The sequence below is a fragment of the Rhodanobacter sp. UC4443_H10 genome, from assembly GCF_052978325.1.
Map to the genome: position 1 here is coordinate 3480286 of NZ_CM129668.1, position 17613 is coordinate 3497898.

At 68.4% G+C, this 17613-nt stretch carries 14 protein-coding genes; 5 read left to right on the forward strand and 9 right to left on the reverse strand.

Translation table 11 applies throughout. From position 1 onward, the window contains the following. Positions 1 to 84: 84 nt before the first annotated feature. Positions 85 to 1707, reverse strand: coding sequence for a GMC family oxidoreductase (locus ACVCMB_RS15705; protein WP_447105640.1), 1623 nt, complete (start codon positions 1705 to 1707; stop codon positions 85 to 87). Positions 1708 to 1786: 79 nt separating this feature from the next. Between ACVCMB_RS15705 and ACVCMB_RS15710 the strand changes: the two genes are divergently transcribed. Then, entirely contained in the window at positions 1787 to 3052 is a 1266-nt protein-coding gene (locus ACVCMB_RS15710; RefSeq protein WP_447107186.1) for an NTP/NDP exchange transporter, read from the forward strand. 36 nt (positions 3053 to 3088) lie between these two features. On the opposite strand, the gene ACVCMB_RS15715 is transcribed toward ACVCMB_RS15710, so the two are convergent. Both ACVCMB_RS15715 and mtgA read right to left on the reverse strand, forming a co-directional pair. Beyond that, positions 3089 to 3517, reverse strand: a complete 429-nt coding sequence (locus ACVCMB_RS15715; protein WP_395116563.1) for a CBS domain-containing protein — start codon at positions 3515 to 3517, stop codon at positions 3089 to 3091. Positions 3518 to 3601: 84 nt separating this feature from the next. Continuing rightward, complete coding sequence (gene mtgA / locus ACVCMB_RS15720; RefSeq protein WP_447105641.1) at positions 3602 to 4330, reverse strand: monofunctional biosynthetic peptidoglycan transglycosylase; 729 nt, start codon at positions 4328 to 4330, stop codon at positions 3602 to 3604. A gap of 83 nt (positions 4331 to 4413) precedes the next feature. Here mtgA and hslO point away from each other — a divergent pair, with 83 nt between their 5' ends. Beyond that, positions 4414 to 5313 carry an Hsp33 family molecular chaperone HslO gene (hslO, locus tag ACVCMB_RS15725; RefSeq protein WP_395116567.1) on the forward strand — a complete coding sequence of 300 codons (900 nt, stop codon included), beginning with the start codon at positions 4414 to 4416 and terminating at the stop codon, positions 5311 to 5313. Positions 5314 to 5322: 9 nt separating this feature from the next. Here the strand turns inward: hslO and ACVCMB_RS15730 are convergent, their stop codons facing one another. Next, a complete protein-coding gene (locus ACVCMB_RS15730) occupies positions 5323 to 8223 on the reverse strand; it encodes a bifunctional diguanylate cyclase/phosphodiesterase (protein ID WP_395116569.1) in 2901 nt (966 codons plus the stop codon). Between the two features lie 275 nt (positions 8224 to 8498). Between ACVCMB_RS15730 and ACVCMB_RS15735 the strand changes: the two genes are divergently transcribed. After that, on the forward strand, positions 8499 to 9419 hold the full coding sequence (locus ACVCMB_RS15735; protein WP_395116571.1) for a hypothetical protein: 921 nt from the start codon (positions 8499 to 8501) through the stop codon (positions 9417 to 9419). A gap of 125 nt (positions 9420 to 9544) precedes the next feature. On the opposite strand, the gene ACVCMB_RS15740 is transcribed toward ACVCMB_RS15735, so the two are convergent. From ACVCMB_RS15740 to ACVCMB_RS15760, 5 genes are all read right to left on the reverse strand, one after another. Then, entirely contained in the window at positions 9545 to 10453 is a 909-nt protein-coding gene (locus tag ACVCMB_RS15740) for a DUF4097 family beta strand repeat-containing protein (RefSeq protein ID WP_395116573.1), read from the reverse strand. Between the two features lie 20 nt (positions 10454 to 10473). Next, positions 10474 to 10902 (reverse strand): hypothetical protein, encoded by a 429-nt coding sequence (locus ACVCMB_RS15745; protein ID WP_395116575.1) that lies wholly within the window; start codon positions 10900 to 10902, stop codon positions 10474 to 10476. Continuing rightward, positions 10899 to 11444, reverse strand: coding sequence for an RNA polymerase sigma factor (locus tag ACVCMB_RS15750; protein WP_395116577.1), 546 nt, complete (start codon positions 11442 to 11444; stop codon positions 10899 to 10901). Before ACVCMB_RS15750 ends, ACVCMB_RS15745 begins: the two co-directional genes overlap by 4 nt. 175 nt (positions 11445 to 11619) lie before the next feature. Beyond that, complete coding sequence (locus ACVCMB_RS15755) at positions 11620 to 13404, reverse strand: phosphoenolpyruvate carboxykinase (GTP) (RefSeq protein ID WP_395121341.1); 1785 nt, start codon at positions 13402 to 13404, stop codon at positions 11620 to 11622. Positions 13405 to 13526: 122 nt separating this feature from the next. After that, the gene (locus ACVCMB_RS15760; protein WP_395116579.1) at positions 13527 to 14105 is read right to left on the reverse strand and encodes a TetR/AcrR family transcriptional regulator; all 579 of its coding nucleotides are present in this window, start codon (positions 14103 to 14105) and stop codon (positions 13527 to 13529) included. Positions 14106 to 14236: 131 nt separating this feature from the next. Between ACVCMB_RS15760 and ACVCMB_RS15765 the strand changes: the two genes are divergently transcribed. Both ACVCMB_RS15765 and ACVCMB_RS15770 read left to right on the forward strand, forming a co-directional pair. Next, complete coding sequence (locus ACVCMB_RS15765) at positions 14237 to 15118, forward strand: alpha/beta fold hydrolase (protein WP_447105642.1); 882 nt, start codon at positions 14237 to 14239, stop codon at positions 15116 to 15118. A gap of 17 nt (positions 15119 to 15135) precedes the next feature. Continuing rightward, a complete protein-coding gene (locus ACVCMB_RS15770; protein ID WP_447105643.1) occupies positions 15136 to 17586 on the forward strand; it encodes an acyl-CoA dehydrogenase in 2451 nt (816 codons plus the stop codon). Positions 17587 to 17613 lie beyond the last annotated feature (27 nt).

Below are 17613 nucleotides of genomic sequence, written 5' to 3' on the forward strand. Positions count from 1 at the left end.
GTTGCCTTTGCAGGAGCGCGCTTGCGCGCGATGCCCTTCGTCACGTGACGGAAAGCATCGCGCACAAGTGCGCTCCTGCGGTGCTCAGCGGAGGATCAACGCGCTGGCGCGCTCGGCGATCATGATGGTGGGTGCGTTGGTGTTGCCGGTCGGCAGGGTGGGCATCACCGAGGCGTCGACCACGCGCAACCCATCCACGCCGCGCACGCGCAGCTCGCTGTCGACCACGGCGCGATCGTCCTTGCCCATGCGGCAGGTACCGACCGGGTGGTAGATGGTTTCGGCCTTGCGCCGGATGAAGTCGGCGTATTCCTCGTCGGTGTGGATGCGTCGCTCGGGGAACACCGGCGCGCCGCGGTGCGCGGCGAACGCCGGCTGGTCGAGGATCTCGCGCGACAGCCGTGCTGCCTCGATCATCATTTTCAGATCGTGGCCTTCCGCGTCGCCGAGGTAGTTGGCGTGGATCGCGATCGGTTGTGCGGGATCGGCCGAGTGCAGGCGCAATCGGCCGCGGCTGCGCGGGTGCAGATGGCATGCATGCAACGTGTAGCCGTAGCCGGGCAGGCGGTGGCGGCCATGGTCGTCGAGCAGCGCCGGCACGAAATGGAACTGCAGGTCGCAGCGCGCGTCGACGGCGAAGCGGCTGCGCACGAAGCCGCCGGCCTCGGCCACGTTGGAGCTGCCCGGTCCGTCGCGGTGGCGCAGCCAGCGCCAGCCGGCGGACAGTTCGTTGAGATGGTCGTAGCTGAGCTTGCCGGGGTTGCCGTCCAGCGTGCAGATATCCAGGTGATCCTGCAGGTTGGCGCCGACGCCGGGCAAGTCGGCGTGCACTGCGATGCCGTGCTCGCGCAGGTGATCGGCGGGGCCGACGCCGGACAGCATCAGCAGCTGCGGCGAATTGATCGCACCGGCGGCCAGGATCACCTCGCCAGCTTCGATCCGCTCCGCTTCGTGCCGGCCCTGGCGCAGTTGCACGCCGACCGCGCGTCCATGGTCCAGCAGCACCCGCTCGACCAGCACGCCGGTACGCACATGCAGGTTCGTCCGCTGGCGCACCGGTTTCAGGAACGCCGCGGCACTCGAGCAGCGCGCGCCGTTGCGCTGGGTCACCTGGTACAGGCCGAAGCCGGCCAACTGCTCGCCGTTGAAGTCGTCGTTGCGCGGATAGCCGGCGCTGCCCGCCGCATCGATCAGCGCGATGGACAACTCGTTGCGATGGCGCAGATCGGACACCCCCAGCGGGCCGCCGCTTCCGTGCAACTCGCTGGCGCCGCGGCTGTTGTCCTCGCTGCGCAGGAACCACGGCATCACCTCGCGCCACGACCAGCGCGGATCGCCGCTGGCTTCGGCCCAGCCGTCGTAGTCGGCTGCCACGCCGCGGATGTAGCACATCGCATTGATCGAACTGGAACCGCCGAGGGTCTTGCCGCGCGGCCACCACAAGCGGCGCTGGTTGAGCGCGGGCTCCGGTTCGGTGCGGTAGTTCCAGTTCAAGGCGCGGTTGTTGGCCAGCCGCGCGATGCCTGCCGGCATGTGGATCAGCGGGTGCCAGTCCGTCGGCCCGGCTTCCAGCAGCAGCACGCGCTTGCCCGGGTCGGCGCTGAGCCGGTTGGCCAGCACGCAACCGGCCGAACCGGCGCCGGCGATGATGAAGTCGTAATGGTCCAAGTCTTCCCCCTGCGCCTGCCTGGCGATGCGCGATCGCATGCTAGGCTTGCCGCGCCCCACGCTGGATGTGCCCGTGAGTTTGCCCCGCCAAGCCGTTGTGGAACAAGCCGCCGCGCCGCTGCTGTCCGCGCTGGCGTTCTTCTTCGTGATGACGTCGTATTACATCATCCGGCCAGTCAGGGACCAGCTGAGCGGCGCCGTGGGTTCGCAGTCGCTGCCGCTTTTCTACGGCGCGGTGCTCGTGGTGATGCTGCTGATCACGCCGGTGTTCGGCATGCTGGTGGCGCGCTTCCGCCGCCGTTCGCTGCTGGTGTGGAGCTACAGCTTCTTCATCGCCTGCCTGCTCGCGTTCGTGCCCGCGTTCATGGCGCAGGCGCAGATCGGCGCGCGCACGTTGGGCGTGGTGTTCTTCGTCTGGGTCAGCGTGTTCAACCTGTTCGTGGTGTCGCTGTTCTGGAGCTTCATGGCCGACATCTTCTCCAGCGGCCGGGCGCGCCGGGTGTTTTCGTTGATCGCACTGGGCGGCATGTTGGGCGCCATCTTCGGGCCGCTGGTGACCAAGCTGCTGGTGCACCTGGTGGGCGTGGCGCCCCTGCTGGTGGTTTCGTCGCTGTCGCTGGCATTGGCGCTGGGCCTGCTGCTGCACCTTTCCGCCACCCACGACAGCCAGCCCGGCAGCAGCGGCAACGAGGTGATCGGCGGTTCCTTGTGGGCCGGCCTGCGGCAGCTCTGGTCGCGGCCTTTCTTGCGTTACATGGCGTTGCTGATGCTGTTCGGCGACGGCATCGGCACGCTGGCCTACGCGCTGGTGGCCGACTACGCGAAGGCCCATTTCGCCGACGCGGTGGCGCGCACGGCCTTCTACAACAATCTCGATCTCGCCACCAACCTGCTCGGTATGGGGCTGCAGTTGAGCGTGACGCCGTGGTTGCTGATCCGCCGCGGTGCCGGCTGGGGCCTGGTGCTGCCGTCGCTGGTCAACCTGTTGCTGCTGGGCGCGGTGGCCCTGATCGGCAGCGGCAGTGTTTCCTTCTTCGGCTACAGCGTTCCGTTGCTGCTGGCCGTGATGCTGGTGATCACGCGCGGCTTTGCCTACGGCATGACCAAGCCCGCGGTGGATGCGCTGTACACGCGGGTGCCGCGCGAGATGCGCTACAAGGGCAAGAATTTCGTCGAGACGGCGGTATGGCGTTTCGGCGACCTCGTGGTGACCAGCGCGGTCAACGGCCTGCGCGCAGTGGGCCTGGGCGTGGGCGGACTGGCGCTGGCCGGTGCCGGCGTGGCCGCGCTGGCTACCATGGTGGCGCGCCGTGCCGGCTGGTCGCCGGATCTGGCCCCGGATGGCCGCGTGGCCGCGGACAGGGAAGCGAAAGCACCGACTTGAGGCGATGCTTCGCGAAATGGACCCGGAACGCGGACCTCAGCCCGTGATATAGCGCTCCAGATGCTCGATCTGCTCGGCCTGCGCGTCGATCACCGCCTTGACCAGATCGCCGATCGAGATCACGCCGACCAGCTTGCCGTCCTCGACCACCGGCAGGTGGCGGATGCGACGGTCGGTGCACAGGCGCATGCAGTCGAACACGTCGGTGTCCGGGCCGACCGTGATCGGCGTGCCGGACATGATGTCCGACACGGCGGTCTGCGAGGAGGACTTGCCCTGCAGGATCACCTTGCGCGCGTAATCGCGTTCGGAGACCACGCCGACCAGTTCGCCGTTGGCCAGCACCAGCAACGCGCCGATGCGGTGTTCGGCCATCTGCTTGATCGCCTCCAGCACCGGGGCATCGGGTGCCACGCTGAAGATGGTGCTGCCCTTGGTTTGCAGCAGGTGCCTGACTTGACTCATCTCGGGTCTCCTGGCGGTGGCCTTCGGTTGTCCGGGTCGAGTCTATCGCGCGGCGGCGTTGGCGTGTAGTGACGGGCCTTGGCGCTATTTCGGCGGCGGCGCGTCGAGGTAGTCCGGTCCGCCCAGTTGCTGCATCTGCTGCTCGATCCATGCGGTGCGGCGCTGCACGTACGCGCTCGGGCGGTCGACGTGCAGCCGGCGCGGGCTGGGCAGCACCGCCGCCAGGCGTGCGGCCTGCGCCGGCCCCAGGCGCGTGGGCGAGGTATGGTAGTAAGCCTCGCTGGCCGCGCCCACGCCGTAGATGCCGTTGCCCAGCTCGGCGATGTTCATGTACACCTCGAGGATGCGCCGCTTCGGCCAGGTCAGCTCGATCAGCACGGTGAAGTACGCCTCCAGTCCCTTGCGCACGAAGCTGCGGCCGTTCCACAGGAACAGGTTCTTGGCGGTCTGCTGGCTGATCGTGCTGGCGCCGCGCAGGCGCTTGCCGTCGTCGGCCGCGTCGATCGCCTTGTTGATGGAGTCGAAATCGAAACCGTGGTGGTAGGGAAACTTCTGGTCCTCGCCGGCCACCATCGCCAGCGGCACCCAGGGCGAGACCCGCTTCCACGGCACCCAGTGCTGGCGCAGGCGGAAACTCATGTCCCCGTGCAGCCATGCGCCGACCTGGCGCTCGACCATCACCGCCGAGGTCAGCGGCGGCACGAAGCGCAGGATCAGCACCGCCAGCCAGGTCGATCCCAGCCACGCCATGGCGAGGATGCCCAGCCAGCGAAGCAGCTTGCGCCATCGGAGTCGGCGTGACGGTGAAGACATGGATGCAGTATACGAGGCGTTGTGCCGGTGCCGTGCCGACCCCATCTGTGCCGTTTCCCTGCCTGCCTCCGCGAGAACCGATCATGCCCGTGCCGTCCGACGACGACGTGATGTACCGCTTCCTGCTGCCGCGTGCCGGCGTGCGCGGCGCGCTGGTGCGCCTGGGCGCGTCATGGCGCGAGGTGGCGGGCCGTGCCGACTATCCGACGGCGTTGCGGGCGCTGCTGGGCGAGACGCTGGTGGCCAGCGCGCTGCTCACCGGCAACATCAAGCTCGATGGCGCGTTGTCGATCGAATTGAAGAGCGCGTCCGCACTGCGCCTGCTGTTCGCCGAGTGCGACGACGCCGGACGCCTGCGCGGGCTGGCACGCTGGCGCGAGCCGTTGCCCCAGCCGCTGGCGCTGAACGACCTGGCCGAGGCGATCATGGCGATCACCATGGGCAACGTCGAGCGCGGCCAGCGTTACCAGGGCCTGGTCGAACTGCGCGACGCCGGCCTGGCCGCGTCGCTGGAGAACTACTTCCGGCAGTCCGAACAGTTGCCCGCGCGATTCCTGCTGGCCAGCGATGCGACGCAGGCGGTCGGCCTGATGCTGCAGAAGATGCCCGACGAGGGCGGCCACGCCGCGGACATCGACGAGGACGCCTGGAACCGCGTGCTGCAGCTGACCGCGACGCTGGGCGTCGACGAACTGCTGGCCACCCCGGCCGAGCCGCTGCTGTTTCGCCTGTACCACGAGGAGTCCGCGCGCCTGCTCGAAAGGCGCGCGCTGGCGTTCGGTTGCAGCTGCAGCCGCGAACGGGTCAGCGCCATGCTGCGTTCGCTCGGGCGCGACGAAGTGGAGGCCGCGCTGGCCGCGCGTGACGGCGAGATCGAGGTGGTCTGCGAGTTCTGCGCGCAGCGCTATGCGTTCGACCGCATCGACGCCGAGCACCTGCTGAGCGACAGCGCCGCCCCCGGCGCGCCGGGCACGGCGCAGTAGGGACTCCGCTCAGGCCGGCAGCAGCGGGCTGTTGGCGGCCAGCCAGGTGCTGGCCGGCTGCGGCGAGGCGAACAGGAAACCCTGGCCGTAGCGGCAGCCGACCCGCAGCAGCGCCTGGCGCTGCGACTCCTGCTCGATGCCCTCGGCGATCACCTTCATGTGCAGCGAATCGGCCAGCACCTGGATGGCGCGCACCAGGGCCAGGCCCTGGGTGTCGCTGTCGTCCGGCGGCAGCTCGACGATGAAGGAGCGGTCGATCTTCAGGCTCTCGAACGGGTACTGGTGGAGATAGCTCAGCGAGGAATAGCCGGTGCCGAAATCGTCCAGCGCGATGCCCACGCCGTGGTTGCGCAGGTTTTTCAGGATGCGCTTCACCTGGGTGGGGTTTTCCAGCAGCGCATGCTCGGTGACTTCGATGCGGATGCAGTGGCTGGGCACGGCGTACTGGTCGAACAGCGCGAGCAGGCGCTGGTCGAGGTCGACCGAACGGAAGTGCCGCCCGGACACGTTGATGCTGATGAAACCCTCGGTGCCGATCAGGCGCACCGCCTGGATGCACACCTGCTCGAAGATCTGCCAGTCGATCGCCTCGGCGCAGCCGCATTCCTCGGCGATCAGCAGGAAGTCGTGCGGCGGCAGCAGGCCGCGCTGCGGATGGTGCCAGCGCAGCAGCGCCTCGTAGCCGACGATGCGGCCGTCGGAGAGCTCGACGATCGGCTGGTAGTACGGCTCGAACTCGTTGCGGCCCAGCGCGTGGCGCAGGTCGCTCTCCATGTCCAGCAGGGACAGTGCCTCGCGGCGCAGGCGGTCGTCGAACATCGCCGCGCGATGGCGGCCACCGTCCTTGGCGTTGTACATCGCCGCGTCGGCGTCGCGCAGCAGTTCCTCCGGCTGGCGATAGTGCGGGGCGGCAAGCGCGATGCCGATTGAGGCGGAGGTGAAGATCTCCTTGGTGCCCAGCCGGAACGGCGTCTGCAGCTCGTGGATGATGCGTTCGGCGATCAGCGAGGCCTTGTCGGTCTCGGTAATGCCCTCCAGCAGCACCGCAAACTCGTCCCCGCCCAGCCGCGCGACCACGTCGCGGGTCTTCAGGCAGGCGCGGATGCGGCCGCCGACCTGGAACAGCAGGTCGTCGCCGATCAGATGGCCGACCGAGTCGTTGATGACCTTGAAGCGGTCCAGGTCGATGAACAGCACCGCGAACCGCTCGTCACGGTTGGCCGCGTAGCGCTGCATCGCCTGTTCCAGCCGCTGCAGCAGCAAGGTGCGATTGGGCAGGCCGGTAAGCGAGTCGTGCAGGGTCTCGTACTTCAGCCGGCGCTCGACCCGCTCGCGTTCGGCGATCTGTTCGCGCAGGTCGCGGTTGGCCAGCGCCAGCGCGCGGGTGCGCTCGGTGACGCGGCGCTCGAGCCCGGCGTTGGCCTGCTTGAGCGAATGGGCCGCCTGCTTGCGCTGCAGCGCGTTGGCCACGTGGTAGCTGACGAAGGTCAGCAGCTCCTGGTCGCGCTCGCTGTAGTTGTGCGCCGGCGAATAGCTCTGCAGGGTAAGCACGCCCTTGGCCTTGCCGCCCCAGATCAGCGGCACGCCCAGCCAGCACACCGATGGCGCGCCGAAGTGGGCGATCTCGCCTGCGGCGTGCAGCTTGTCGATCAGCTCGGGGGTGGCCAGCAGCGGGCGGGCGGTGCGCAATACGTACTCGGTGGCGCCGCGGCCGTGCACGCGCGCCGGGCGCACGCGATCGACCTCGTCGACCGAATAGGGGAACGTCAGCTGGTCGGTCTCCTCGTCCAGCAGCGCGATGTAGAAGTTGCGCGCGTACAGCAGGCCGCTGATGACCTGGTGCACGGCGGCGTAGAACTTGTCCAGGCTTTCCGAGGTGCTGGCCAGTTCGGCGATGCGAAACAGCGCCGCCTGCAGGCGCTCGCCGCGCTGGCGCTGCAGCACCTGCTGGCGCAGCACGCGATTGGCCTCGCGCAGCGCCGCGGTGCGGTCGGTGACGCGGCGGCCCAGCTCCAGGTGCGCCTCGCGCCGTTCCAGCGCGGTCTGCACGTGTTGCGCCACGTAGTTGAGCAGCTCCATGTCGTGCCGCGAGTAATGCGTGTCCGAGCGGTAGCTCTGCACCACGATGCCGCCCGCCACGTGCCCGTCGCGCAGCATGGGCACGCCCAGCCAGTCCTCGCAGCGCGCGCCGAACAGGCGGAAACGATCGCCGATCTGCTGTACCAGGTCGTCGAGCGAACCCATCATCGGACGCCCTTGGCGCAGCAGGTTCCAGGTCAGGCTGTATTCCATCTCCTGCAGCGGCATCGGCTGGTTGAGCACGGGAAGGTCGGTGTCGACGATGTCCACGCAGTAGGTGAAGCGGATCTGGTCGGTGGCCGGGTCGTACAGCACGATGTAGAAGTTTTCCGCGTACATCAGGCTGCTGACGATCGCGTGCAGCGAGCGCATCATCTGCGGCATGTCGTGCTCGGCGCTGGCCTGGTCGGCGATTGCGTACAGCGCGCGCTGCAGGCGTTCGGCCAGCGCCAGACGGGAGATCGCCTCGTACAGGCGGCTGGTCTCGGCCAGCTGGCGCAGGCGGATGTCCGCCAGGCGGCCCAGCCATAGCAGCGAGTCGCGCGCAGCGGGAGGCGGCGGGGTCTCGTCCCACGTCATCGACAAGGTGCGCGTGGCCTGCGGGTCTTCGGCCAGGTCCAGCCATTTCTCGTCGGGGGCGCCATCTTCGTCGCGGGCGCGCCAGTGCAGGCGGCCGCGGATGCCGAGCTGGTCCAGCATCAGCTCGCAGATTTCCATCACCCCGGTGGCGTCGACTGCCTCGAACAGGCGTTCCACGGCGCCGTTCAGGGTCGCGACATCCCGGGCCGCGTGCGGCGGCTGGGAGGGTCGGATCGTCGGGCTGGCGCTCATGGCTGGTGGTCGATTCCGGAACGATTTGACGCGTCGACGTCAAAAGGCCTTTATACAGGGTGGGCCGCCGCTCCTGCCAGCGGGATCATAGCGGGAACCTGGCCCGGTCGAACGGGTCAAAGCTTGACACAGCAACCCATGCAACTGTGCGCTGGGGCGGGTTTTGGGCTGTTAGCAAAACGTAAAATGCGCTACCATCCCGATCGCACGACATCATCAATGCGAGCCGTGTTCGGATGATGGTTCCATCAGTCTTGGAGTTTCGTTCAAAAGCCATGCGTCGCCTGCCTGCCATGCTGTCGATTTTCCTGCTGCCGCTTGCGGCCGCCGGGCAATCCGTGGGCGGCGATGCGGCGCAGGCCGCGCAGTTGCTGGCGCAGCCGCAGAACGGGGCGCAGTTGACGAATGCCGACCCGGCCAGTTCCGGCGTGAACGTCCCGTTGTGGCGTGACAGCCATGGCCGCATGCTGATGCTCAAGGCCGATCGCGGCACCACGAACGACTCCGCCACGTCCCTGTATTCGCCGCTGTTGCTGCAGCCGCTCGATGCCGGCAACGCGATGGCCGCCGGCCTGCAGTACGGCGTCGGCCCGTTGCAGGCGCATGCGCAGGTCAGCCAGCGCTCGTGGCTCAACCACGGCACGCGGGTGTTCGGCAGCGAAGTGGGTGCCACCTACGACGCCGGCGATTACAGCGTCGGCGTGAGCGTGGGCGCCACCAGCACGCCCCACCGCAATGCGCCGCTGCCGCGCGTGCTGCCGGGTGCGGCGCCGGGCGGCCTGTACAGTTTCGACAGCAGCAACCAGCTCAATGCACGGGGCCGGCTGGCCCTGGGCAAGCAGACCGGCATCGACCTCGGCGCCAGCGTGGGCCGCGTGCATCTGCTGCCGGGCAACCTGCTGGGTGTCAACGTGCTCGACCAGAAGGCGCTGAGTTTCGGCGTCGACCACGGCCCGTTGAGCGGCATGCTCACCGGTCGCACCATGCAGCCCGAAGCCGGCGTGCCCGGCAGCCTGTACGGCGATCGGCGCTGGAACAGCATCGACCTGGGCGTGACCTGGCGCCTGCCGTGGCGCGGCTCGTTGAGCGTCGGCGCGCAGAACCTGTGGTCGTCCGGCACGCCGGCGAACACGCCGGTCGGCCCGGAGCCGGACCAGTCGCGCACGCCTTACGTGCAATATCACCAGGATCTCTGAGGCAGGAGTGAGCGGAGAGGAGTGAGAAACGAGAGAAATGCGCGCAAGCTGCAGCTCTTCTCTCACTTCTCACTTCTCACTTCTCACTTCTCACTTCTCACTTCTCACTTCTCACTCCTATCCGCTCACTCCTGCTTCTTGACGCGCAGGTCGCCGCTGAAGGTCTCGAGGTGGATCTTGCCGTCGCCGGCGCCGATGCTCGTGTCGAGCGAACTGCCGGGGCCGCGCTCGGCTTCGATCGGCTTGCCGAAGTCGCTGCGCAGGTCGCCGCTGAAACTGCTGGCGTGCAGCTTGGCCGAGGTGTCGGCCGGCAGGCGCAACTGCACATCGCCGCTCATGCTGTCGATGTCGATGCTGCCGCCGGCGGCCAGCTTGCCGGACAGCTGCACGTCGCCGGAGACGGTGCTCAGGGTGAGCGTCTGCCACGGCCCGCCGCCGGCCTGGATGTGGCCGGAGATGGTTTCCAGCTTGGCCGTGCGGCCCAGGGCCGGGGCCAGGATCTCGCCGCTCACGGTTTGCAATGCGGCCTTGTCGGCCTGTCCGGAAAGCTCGATGCCGCCGCTGACACTGTCGACGTCCAGCGCAGGCGTGTTCGCGTGGATGCGGGCGTTGCCGCTGATGGTGTTGACCTTGATGTCGCCGCCGGCAAGGCCGTCGATCACCAGCGGCGCGCTGATCACCTTGACGTCCAGCGACGCGCCGCGCGGCACGTGCAGTTCCAGCGTGGTGGGCGCCATGCGGCTGTCGCCGCCGAAGTTGAACCAGCCCGAGCCCGAACCGCCGCGCGGTTCGACCTTGATCGACAGCCGGTCGTTGTCGCCGGTGATCTGCAGCGGTTTGGCGCCGTCGCCGAGTTCGCCGCCGACCTGGACTTCGTTGCGATCCCAGGCGGTGACATTCACCGAGCCGGCGATATTGCTGATGCTGATCCGCGTATCGGCGCTGGCGGCGTGCTGCAGTTGGATCGGCGTGCCGGCCAGTGCATCGCCGATGCACAGGCACAACAGCAGGGGCAGGCAGTGGGCGGTTTTCATGGGTTCTCCTCGGATGGTCATCAGCCGGCGCGGTCGGCCAGCTGGCGCAATTGCGCCTGTTGTCGTTCGGTGTGGCGCAGGAGCCGTTGCAGTGCCGCGGAATCCGGTGCCTGTTCGATCGCCAGCTGCAGTTCGAGGCGAGCGGCGTCCAGTTCGATGGCGGCGCCGGCCAGGCGCGGATCGGCGGGCTTCCAGCTGGCCTGGCGGGTCGTGCCGGCCGATTCGGCAGGTGCGGTGGGTGTGAACCACTGATGCCAAGCCATACCCACGACCAGCAGCAGCGATGCCGCCACGGCAGCGCCCGCCAGCATGCGCCGCCATGTCGCCCGGGCGGGCGGATCGGCGACGGCCTGGTCCAGCGCCGCGTCGATCGCCGGCCACAGGTCGCGGCGCGGCACATGCGGTTGCTGCAGCTCGCGCATCTGGCGGCGCCATTCGAATTCGTTCATGCGTTTTCTCCCAGCGTCTTGCGCAGCAGCTGGCGTGCGCGATGCAGTTGAGCCTTCGAGGTGCCCACCGCCATGCCCAGTTCGTCGCCGATGTCCTCGTGCCGCCAGCCTTCGATGTCGTGCAGTACCAGTACGGCGCGGGCGCGCGGCGGCAGCCTGCCGATGGCTTGTTCCAGTTCGTGTCGCTCGGCCGCGCAGAACGGCGTCTCGCCACTGTCCGGCAGGTGCTCGTCGTCCACTACGCGCACCGGATCGGCGCCGCGCGCGCGGATGTCCATCAGCGCCACGTTGACCGCCAGGCGATACAGCCAGGTGCCGAAGGAGCTTTCGTGGCGGAAGCCGGGCAATTTCTGCCAGGCGCGGATGAAGGCGTCCTGGGTGAGATCCTCCGCCCGCGCGTGGTCGTAGCCGGCCAGCCGGTGCAGCGCGCCGTAGACGCGGCCGACGTGCAGCGCGTACAGGCGCTGGAAGGCGCGACGGTCGCCCGCGGCTGCGGCGCGCACGTCGTCGCCGTCATGCGCGGCGCTGGAGACAGGCGGCATCAGGCTTCCGGAGGCAGGGCAGGCGGCGATCATCTTGCCAGCTTGGATGCCGCGGGGTGCGAAAGGGTTTGAAGCGGACGGGCCGCGCGGGCCCGTCCTTCGGGAGCGGCGAGGAAAACCACGAGCGTGGTTTTCCCGGTCGCGAGTCCGGTACGTGCCCGGACTCGCGCGTGCATCAGGACACGGCGGCCCGCCGCGCCGGCTTGGCGGTATCGGCCTGCAGCGCCTGCGCCACGCGTTGCTGCTCGCGGCGCAACCGCTCCGGCAGGCGCGGCGCGAAGGTTTGCAGGTAGGCGTCGATGGCTTCCAGCTCCGCCTGCCATCCGGCTACGTCGACCGCGAGCAATTCGTCCAGTCGCGCAGGCTCCAGCGCCAGTCCTTCCAGCTTCAGTTCGCCGGCCGCCGGCACGATGCCGATCGGGGTCTCGACGCCTTGGACATGGCCTTCGGCGCGGTCGATCATCCACTCCAGCACGCGCAGGTTCTCGCCGAAGCCCGGCCACAGGAACTTGCCGTCGGCGCCCTTGCGGAACCAGTTGACGTGGAACACCTTCGGCAGCTTCGCGCCGGGCCGGTCGAACGACAGCCAGTGCGCGAAGTAGTCGCCGTAGTGATAGCCGCAGAACGGCTTCATCGCCATCGAGTCGCGACGCAGCACGCCGACCGCGCCGGTGGCGGCGGCGGTGGTTTCCGAGCCCATCGCGGCGCCCATCAGCACGCCGTGGCTCCAGTCGCGCGCCTCCATCACCAGCGGCAGCAGCGAGGGGCGGCGGCCGCCGAACACGATCGCGCTGATCGGCACGCCTTGCGGCGCCTCGGCCTGCTCCGACCAGGTCGGGCACTGTTTCGCGCTGACCGTGAAGCGCGAGTTCGGGTGCGCGGCCGGGCCGTTGGCCGGGTCGTACGGACGTCCCTGCCAGTCGGTGACCGGGGTGCCGGGCAGGCCTTCCCACCACGGCTGGTTGTCGGCGGTGACGGCGACATTGGTGAAGATGGTGTCGTGCGAGATGCTCTGCATGGCATTGTGGTTGGTGGCGTCGCTGGTGCCCGGCGCCACGCCGAAGAAGCCGGCTTCCGGGTTGATCGCGTACAGCCGCCCGTCCGCGCCGGGGTGCATCCAGCAGATGTCGTCGCCGACCGTCCACACCTTCCAGCCGTCACGCCGGTAGCCTTCCGGCGGAATCAGCATCGACAGGTTGGTCTTGCCGCAGGCGGAGGGGAACGCGGCGGCGACATAGTGCGTCTCGCCGCGCGGGTTCTCGATGCCGACGATCAGCATGTGTTCGGCCAGCCAGCCTTCCGTGCGCGCCTGGTTGCTGGCGATGCGCAGCGCGTGGCACTTCTTGCCCAGCAGCGCGTTGCCGCCGTAGCCGGAGCCGTAGGACTTGATCGAGAGTTCGGCGGGGAAGTGCATGATCCAGCGACGCTCGGGATCGAGCTCACCGACCGAATGCAGCCCCTTCACGAACGTACCTTCGCGCTCGATCCGCGCCTGCGCGGCGGCGCCCATGCGGGTCATGATCTTCATGTTGGCGACCACGTACGGGCTGTCGGTGATCTCCACCCCGCAACGCGACAGCGGCGAGTCGATCGGGCCCATGCAATACGGGATCACGTACATCGTGCGGCCTTCCATGCAGCCGTCGAACAGCGCGTCGATCTTGGCGTGCGCCTCGGCCGGGTCCATCCAGTGGTTGTTCGGGCCGGCGTCCTCGCGCTTGGGGTGGCAGACCAGGGTCAGCTGCTCGACGCGGGCCACGTCCTTCGGATCGGAGCGGTGCAGGTAGCACCCCGGATGGGTGGTCTGGTTCAGTTCGATCAGGGTGCCGTCGGCCAGCATCTGCTGCACCAGCGACTGATATTCGTCCTGCGACCCGTCACACCAGTGAATCCGCGCCGGGCGGGTCAGTGCCGCCACCTGGTCGACCCATTGGGTAAGCGCTTCCAGCTTGCTGGTCATCATGTCCCTCGAAAGGCTTGTTGAAAAACGGAAGCGGCACGGTAGTTTGCGTGCACTGGTATTGCAAGGATGGGCGCAGCAACGGCAGCGCCGGAGGGCGCCGCGTGGCCGTTTGCGCAGGGCTACACCGGGGTGAGCGTGGCGATCATGTGTTCGACGTAGGCGTCGAACTCCTCGTGACTCAGGCGCGGCAGGCCCAGCGTGAAGTTCAGTTGCAGGAAGCCGACGTAGGCGGCATAGGTCAGCCGCGCGCGGTTCAGTGCCTGTGCCGGCGGCAGGCCGGCCTCGCGATACACGGTGGTGAGGAACTCCATGCGTCGCTGCGAGACGCGGGCCATCACCGGCACCACCTGCGGATGGTCCAGTGCCTTGAGCAGCGCGGCATAGACGCGATGCGGCTGCAATTCGTGCGCGACCCGGCGGAACAGCTCGGGCAGGCGCTGGCGCGGGTCGGCGATCTGCTCGATCTGGCCGATGATCTCGCGTTCGCCGTACTGTTCCCAGCGTTCCATGGCCGCATTGAGCAGCGCTTCGCGGGTACGGAAATGCCAGTAGAAGCTGCCCTTGGTCACCCCGAGCTGGCGCGCGAGGGCTTCCACTGCCAAGGCTCCGACGCCCTGGTCGGCGATCATCTGCAGGGCGGCCAGTTCCCAATCTTCGGCCGACAGGCGCGTGCGTTCCGGCTTGCTGCTGACATTCATGTCCGTATGGTAGCGACAGCCCGGGCATTTGTAATGGGGCGGCGTCGATCGGCGTGCGCCGCGGCCCGGCGAGCGGTTGACGGCCATCGCACAGGCAATCCATACTCTCCCGTATGGTCAATCCGATCCCGATGCCCCCTACCGTCGAACGCGTCGCTGCAGGCGACCTGCGCCTGGCGGTGGAAACCTGGAACCCGCAGGGGACGCCGGGCCTGCTGTTCGCGCACGGCTTCGGCCAGACCCGCGGGGCGTGGAACGCCGCCGCCGCGGCGCTCGCCCGGACGGGTTGCCGCTGCGTCACGTTCGACGCCCGCGGTCATGGCGAGAGCGATCGCGTGGACGCCGCGACCGGCTATCACATGGACCAGTTCGCCGACGACCTGTTGCGCCTGGCCGCCGCGCAGCCGCAGCCACCGATCCTGGTGGGCGCCTCGATGGGTGGCCTGCTCGGCATCGTGCTGGCCGGCGAACGGCGACCCTCACCGTTCCGTGCGCTGGTGCTGGTCGACATCACGCCGCGCTGGGAAACCGCAGGCGTGCAACGCATCCTCGCCTTCATGCAGGCTCACCCGGACGGCTTCGCCAACTATGCCGACGCGGCCGAGCAGGTAGCCGCCTACCTGCCGCAACGGCGCGAACGCAAGAGCGCCGAGCAATTGCGGCCGCTGCTGCGCGAGGGTGCCGACGGCCGGCTGCGCTGGCATTGGGACCCGGCGTTGCTGGCCGGCGACCTGGTGCAGGAGAGCGAGCGCTACCAGCCGCGCCTGCTGGCCGCGGCGGCGAACATCGACGTGCCGGTGCTGCTGCTGTCCGGTGGCCGCAGCGACGTCGTCTCGCGCGGCACCGTGGACGAGTTCCTGCAGCTGGTGCCGCAGGCGCGCCATGTCGAGCTGGCGCACGCCACGCACATGGTGGCCGGCGACGCCAATGACGCCTTTGCCAATGAAGTGATCCACTACGTGCACCACCTTGAAATCCCCGTGACGCCGCGTACCGCCGGCGCCGCCCCCTGACCCTGAGAGGTGTCGAGATGTCCGTGTTGCTTACCTTGCTGGCGGCGTTGATTGCCTCCGGCGTCTGCGCCTATCACCGCACCAGCCTGCGTACCTGGGCCATCGTCACCGTCGCCGCCACTCTCGTGGTGGGTCTGCTGGTGCGCGCGCCGGCCACGATGGTGATCCAGCTCCTCATCGAGCTGGCGATCGCGCTGCCGCTGCTGATGGTGGACTTCCGCCGCAAGCAGATCAGCGCGCCGCTGCTGAAAATGTTCGCGAAAGTCACGCCGAAGCTTTCCGAAACGGAACAGACCGCGCTGGAAGCCGGCACCGTGGGTTTCGAGGGCGAGCTGTTCTCCGGCAAGCCGGACTGGCATGAACTGCTGAAGCAGCCCAAGCCCGAGCTCTCCGTGGAGGAGCAGGCCTTCATGGACGGCCCGGTGGAAGAGCTGTGCGCGATGATCGACGACTGGCAGATCACGCACGAACTGGCCGACCTGCCGCCGAACGTGTGGGAGTTCATCAAGAAGAACAAGTTCTTCGGCATGATCATCCCCAAGCAGTACGGCGGCCTGCAGTTCTCCGCGCTGGCGCACTCGGCGGTGCTGCAGAAGCTGTCCACGATGTCGGCCACGGTGTCCTCGACCGTGGCGGTGCCGAACTCGCTGGGCCCGGCCGAGCTGCTGCTGCACTACGGCACCGACGAGCAGAAAAACCACTACCTGCCGCGCCTCGCCGTCGGCGAGGAAATCCCCTGTTTCGCCCTGACCGGGCCGTATGCCGGCTCTGATGCCACCTCGATTCCCGACGTGGGCATCGTCTGCAAGCAGATGGTCGACGGCGTGGAAACGCTGGGACTCAAGCTCACCTTCGACAAGCGCTACATCACGCTGGCGCCGATCGCCACGGTGGTCGGCCTCGCCTTCCGCATGTACGACCCCGAGCACCTGCTGGGTGAAGAAGAGGATCTGGGCATCAGCCTGGCACTGCTGCCGCGCTCGACGCCGGGGCTGCAGATCGGCCGCCGCCATTTCCCGCTGAACATCCCGTTCCAGAACGGCCCGGTGCACGGCAAGGACGTGTTCGCGCCGCTGTCGGTGCTGATCGGCGGACCGAAGATGGCCGGCCACGGCTGGCGCATGCTGGTCGAGGTGCTGTCGGTGGGCCGCGCGATCTCGCTGCCGTCCAACGCCACCGGCGGCATGCGCGCGTCGGCGCTGGCCACCGGCACCTACGCGCGCTTGCGCAAGCAGTTCGGCCTGGCGGTGGCGCGCTTCGAGGGTGTCGAGGAGGCGCTGGCGCGCATCGGCGGCCTGGCTTACGCCACCGCCGCGCTGTCGCGCGCCACGGCGGCGGCGGTCGATCGCGGCGAGAAGCCGGCGGTCACCTCGGCGATTGCCAAGTACCACGCCACCGAGTGGGCGCGCCAGGTGGCGGCCGACACGATGGACGTGCACGGCGGCAAGGCGGTGCAGCTCGGGCCGAAGAACTACGCCGGCCGCGGCTGGTCGGCGGTGCCGATCGCGATCACGGTGGAAGGCGCCAACATCATGACGCGCAGCCTGATGATCTTCGGCCAGGGCGCGATCCGCTGCCATCCGTACGTGCTGAAGGAAATGCAGGCGCTGTCGATCGCCGACCGCGGCGAGCAGCTGAAGACGTTCGACCGGTTGCTGTTCGGCCACCTCGGCTTCGGCATCTCCAACGCGGTGCGCAGCTTCGCGATGGGCCTCTCCGGCGCGCGCATCGGCGAGGCCGCCGGCGATGCCTACACCCGCCGCTACTATCGCAAGCTCGATCGCTACTCCGCCGCGCTCGCGCTGTGCGCCGACGTGTTCATGGGCGTGCTCGGCGGCAAGCTGAAGTTCAAGGAGAAGCTGTCGGCCCGCTTGGGCGACGTGCTGAGCTACCTGTACATCGCCAGCGCCATGCTCAAGCAGTACGAGGACAACGGCCGGCCGGAAGCCGACCGCCCGTTCCTGGCCTGGGGTTTCCACGAGTGCATGTGGCTGATCCAGAATGCGCTGGACGGCGCGATCCGCAATTTCCCGGTGCGCCCGGTGGCGTGGCTGCTGCGCGTCCTGGTGTTCCCGCTGGGCCGCCGCGAGGTGCCGCCGTCCGATCGTCTGGGCCGCCGCGTCGCCGCGCTGCTCACCGCGCCGAACGAGGCGCTCGACCGCCTCACCGACTGGGTCTACACCACGCCCACGCCGAACAACACGATCGGCCGCATGAAGGCGCTGCTGCCGGACGTGATCGCCGCCGAGCCGGTCGACCGCAAGTTCGGCAAGGCGCTCAAGTCCGGTCAGTTCAGCTCGCACGACTATCTTGACCAGCTCGTCGAAGCACAGCAGGCCGGGGTGATTTCCGAAGCGGAGGCGGAGCTGCTCAGGCGCGTGCGCGAGGGCGTGTTCGAGTTCATCTCGGTCGACGATTTCGATACCGACGAGATGCGTGCGTTCAAGACGCGCGCGGACGCCGGGTGAGCCGTGCGGACCGGTTCCATTTTGGAG

Coding starts and splice junctions, on each gene's coding strand:
- ACVCMB_RS15705 (WP_447105640.1), bottom strand. CDS start 1,707: ATGCGATCGCGCATCGCCAGGCAGGCGCAGGGGGAAGACTTGGACCAT.
- ACVCMB_RS15715 (WP_395116563.1), bottom strand. CDS start 3,517: ATGAGTCAAGTCAGGCACCTGCTGCAAACCAAGGGCAGCACCATCTTC.
- mtgA (WP_447105641.1), bottom strand. CDS start 4,330: ATGTCTTCACCGTCACGCCGACTCCGATGGCGCAAGCTGCTTCGCTGG.
- hslO (WP_395116567.1), top strand. CDS start 4,414: ATGCCCGTGCCGTCCGACGACGACGTGATGTACCGCTTCCTGCTGCCG.
- ACVCMB_RS15730 (WP_395116569.1), bottom strand. CDS start 8,223: ATGAGCGCCAGCCCGACGATCCGACCCTCCCAGCCGCCGCACGCGGCC.
- ACVCMB_RS15735 (WP_395116571.1), top strand. CDS start 8,499: ATGCGTCGCCTGCCTGCCATGCTGTCGATTTTCCTGCTGCCGCTTGCG.
- ACVCMB_RS15740 (WP_395116573.1), bottom strand. CDS start 10,453: ATGAAAACCGCCCACTGCCTGCCCCTGCTGTTGTGCCTGTGCATCGGC.
- ACVCMB_RS15745 (WP_395116575.1), bottom strand. CDS start 10,902: ATGAACGAATTCGAATGGCGCCGCCAGATGCGCGAGCTGCAGCAACCG.
- ACVCMB_RS15750 (WP_395116577.1), bottom strand. CDS start 11,444: ATGCCGCCTGTCTCCAGCGCCGCGCATGACGGCGACGACGTGCGCGCC.
- ACVCMB_RS15755 (WP_395121341.1), bottom strand. CDS start 13,404: ATGACCAGCAAGCTGGAAGCGCTTACCCAATGGGTCGACCAGGTGGCG.
- ACVCMB_RS15760 (WP_395116579.1), bottom strand. CDS start 14,105: ATGAATGTCAGCAGCAAGCCGGAACGCACGCGCCTGTCGGCCGAAGAT.
- ACVCMB_RS15765 (WP_447105642.1), top strand. CDS start 14,237: ATGCCCCCTACCGTCGAACGCGTCGCTGCAGGCGACCTGCGCCTGGCG.
- ACVCMB_RS15770 (WP_447105643.1), top strand. CDS start 15,136: ATGTCCGTGTTGCTTACCTTGCTGGCGGCGTTGATTGCCTCCGGCGTC.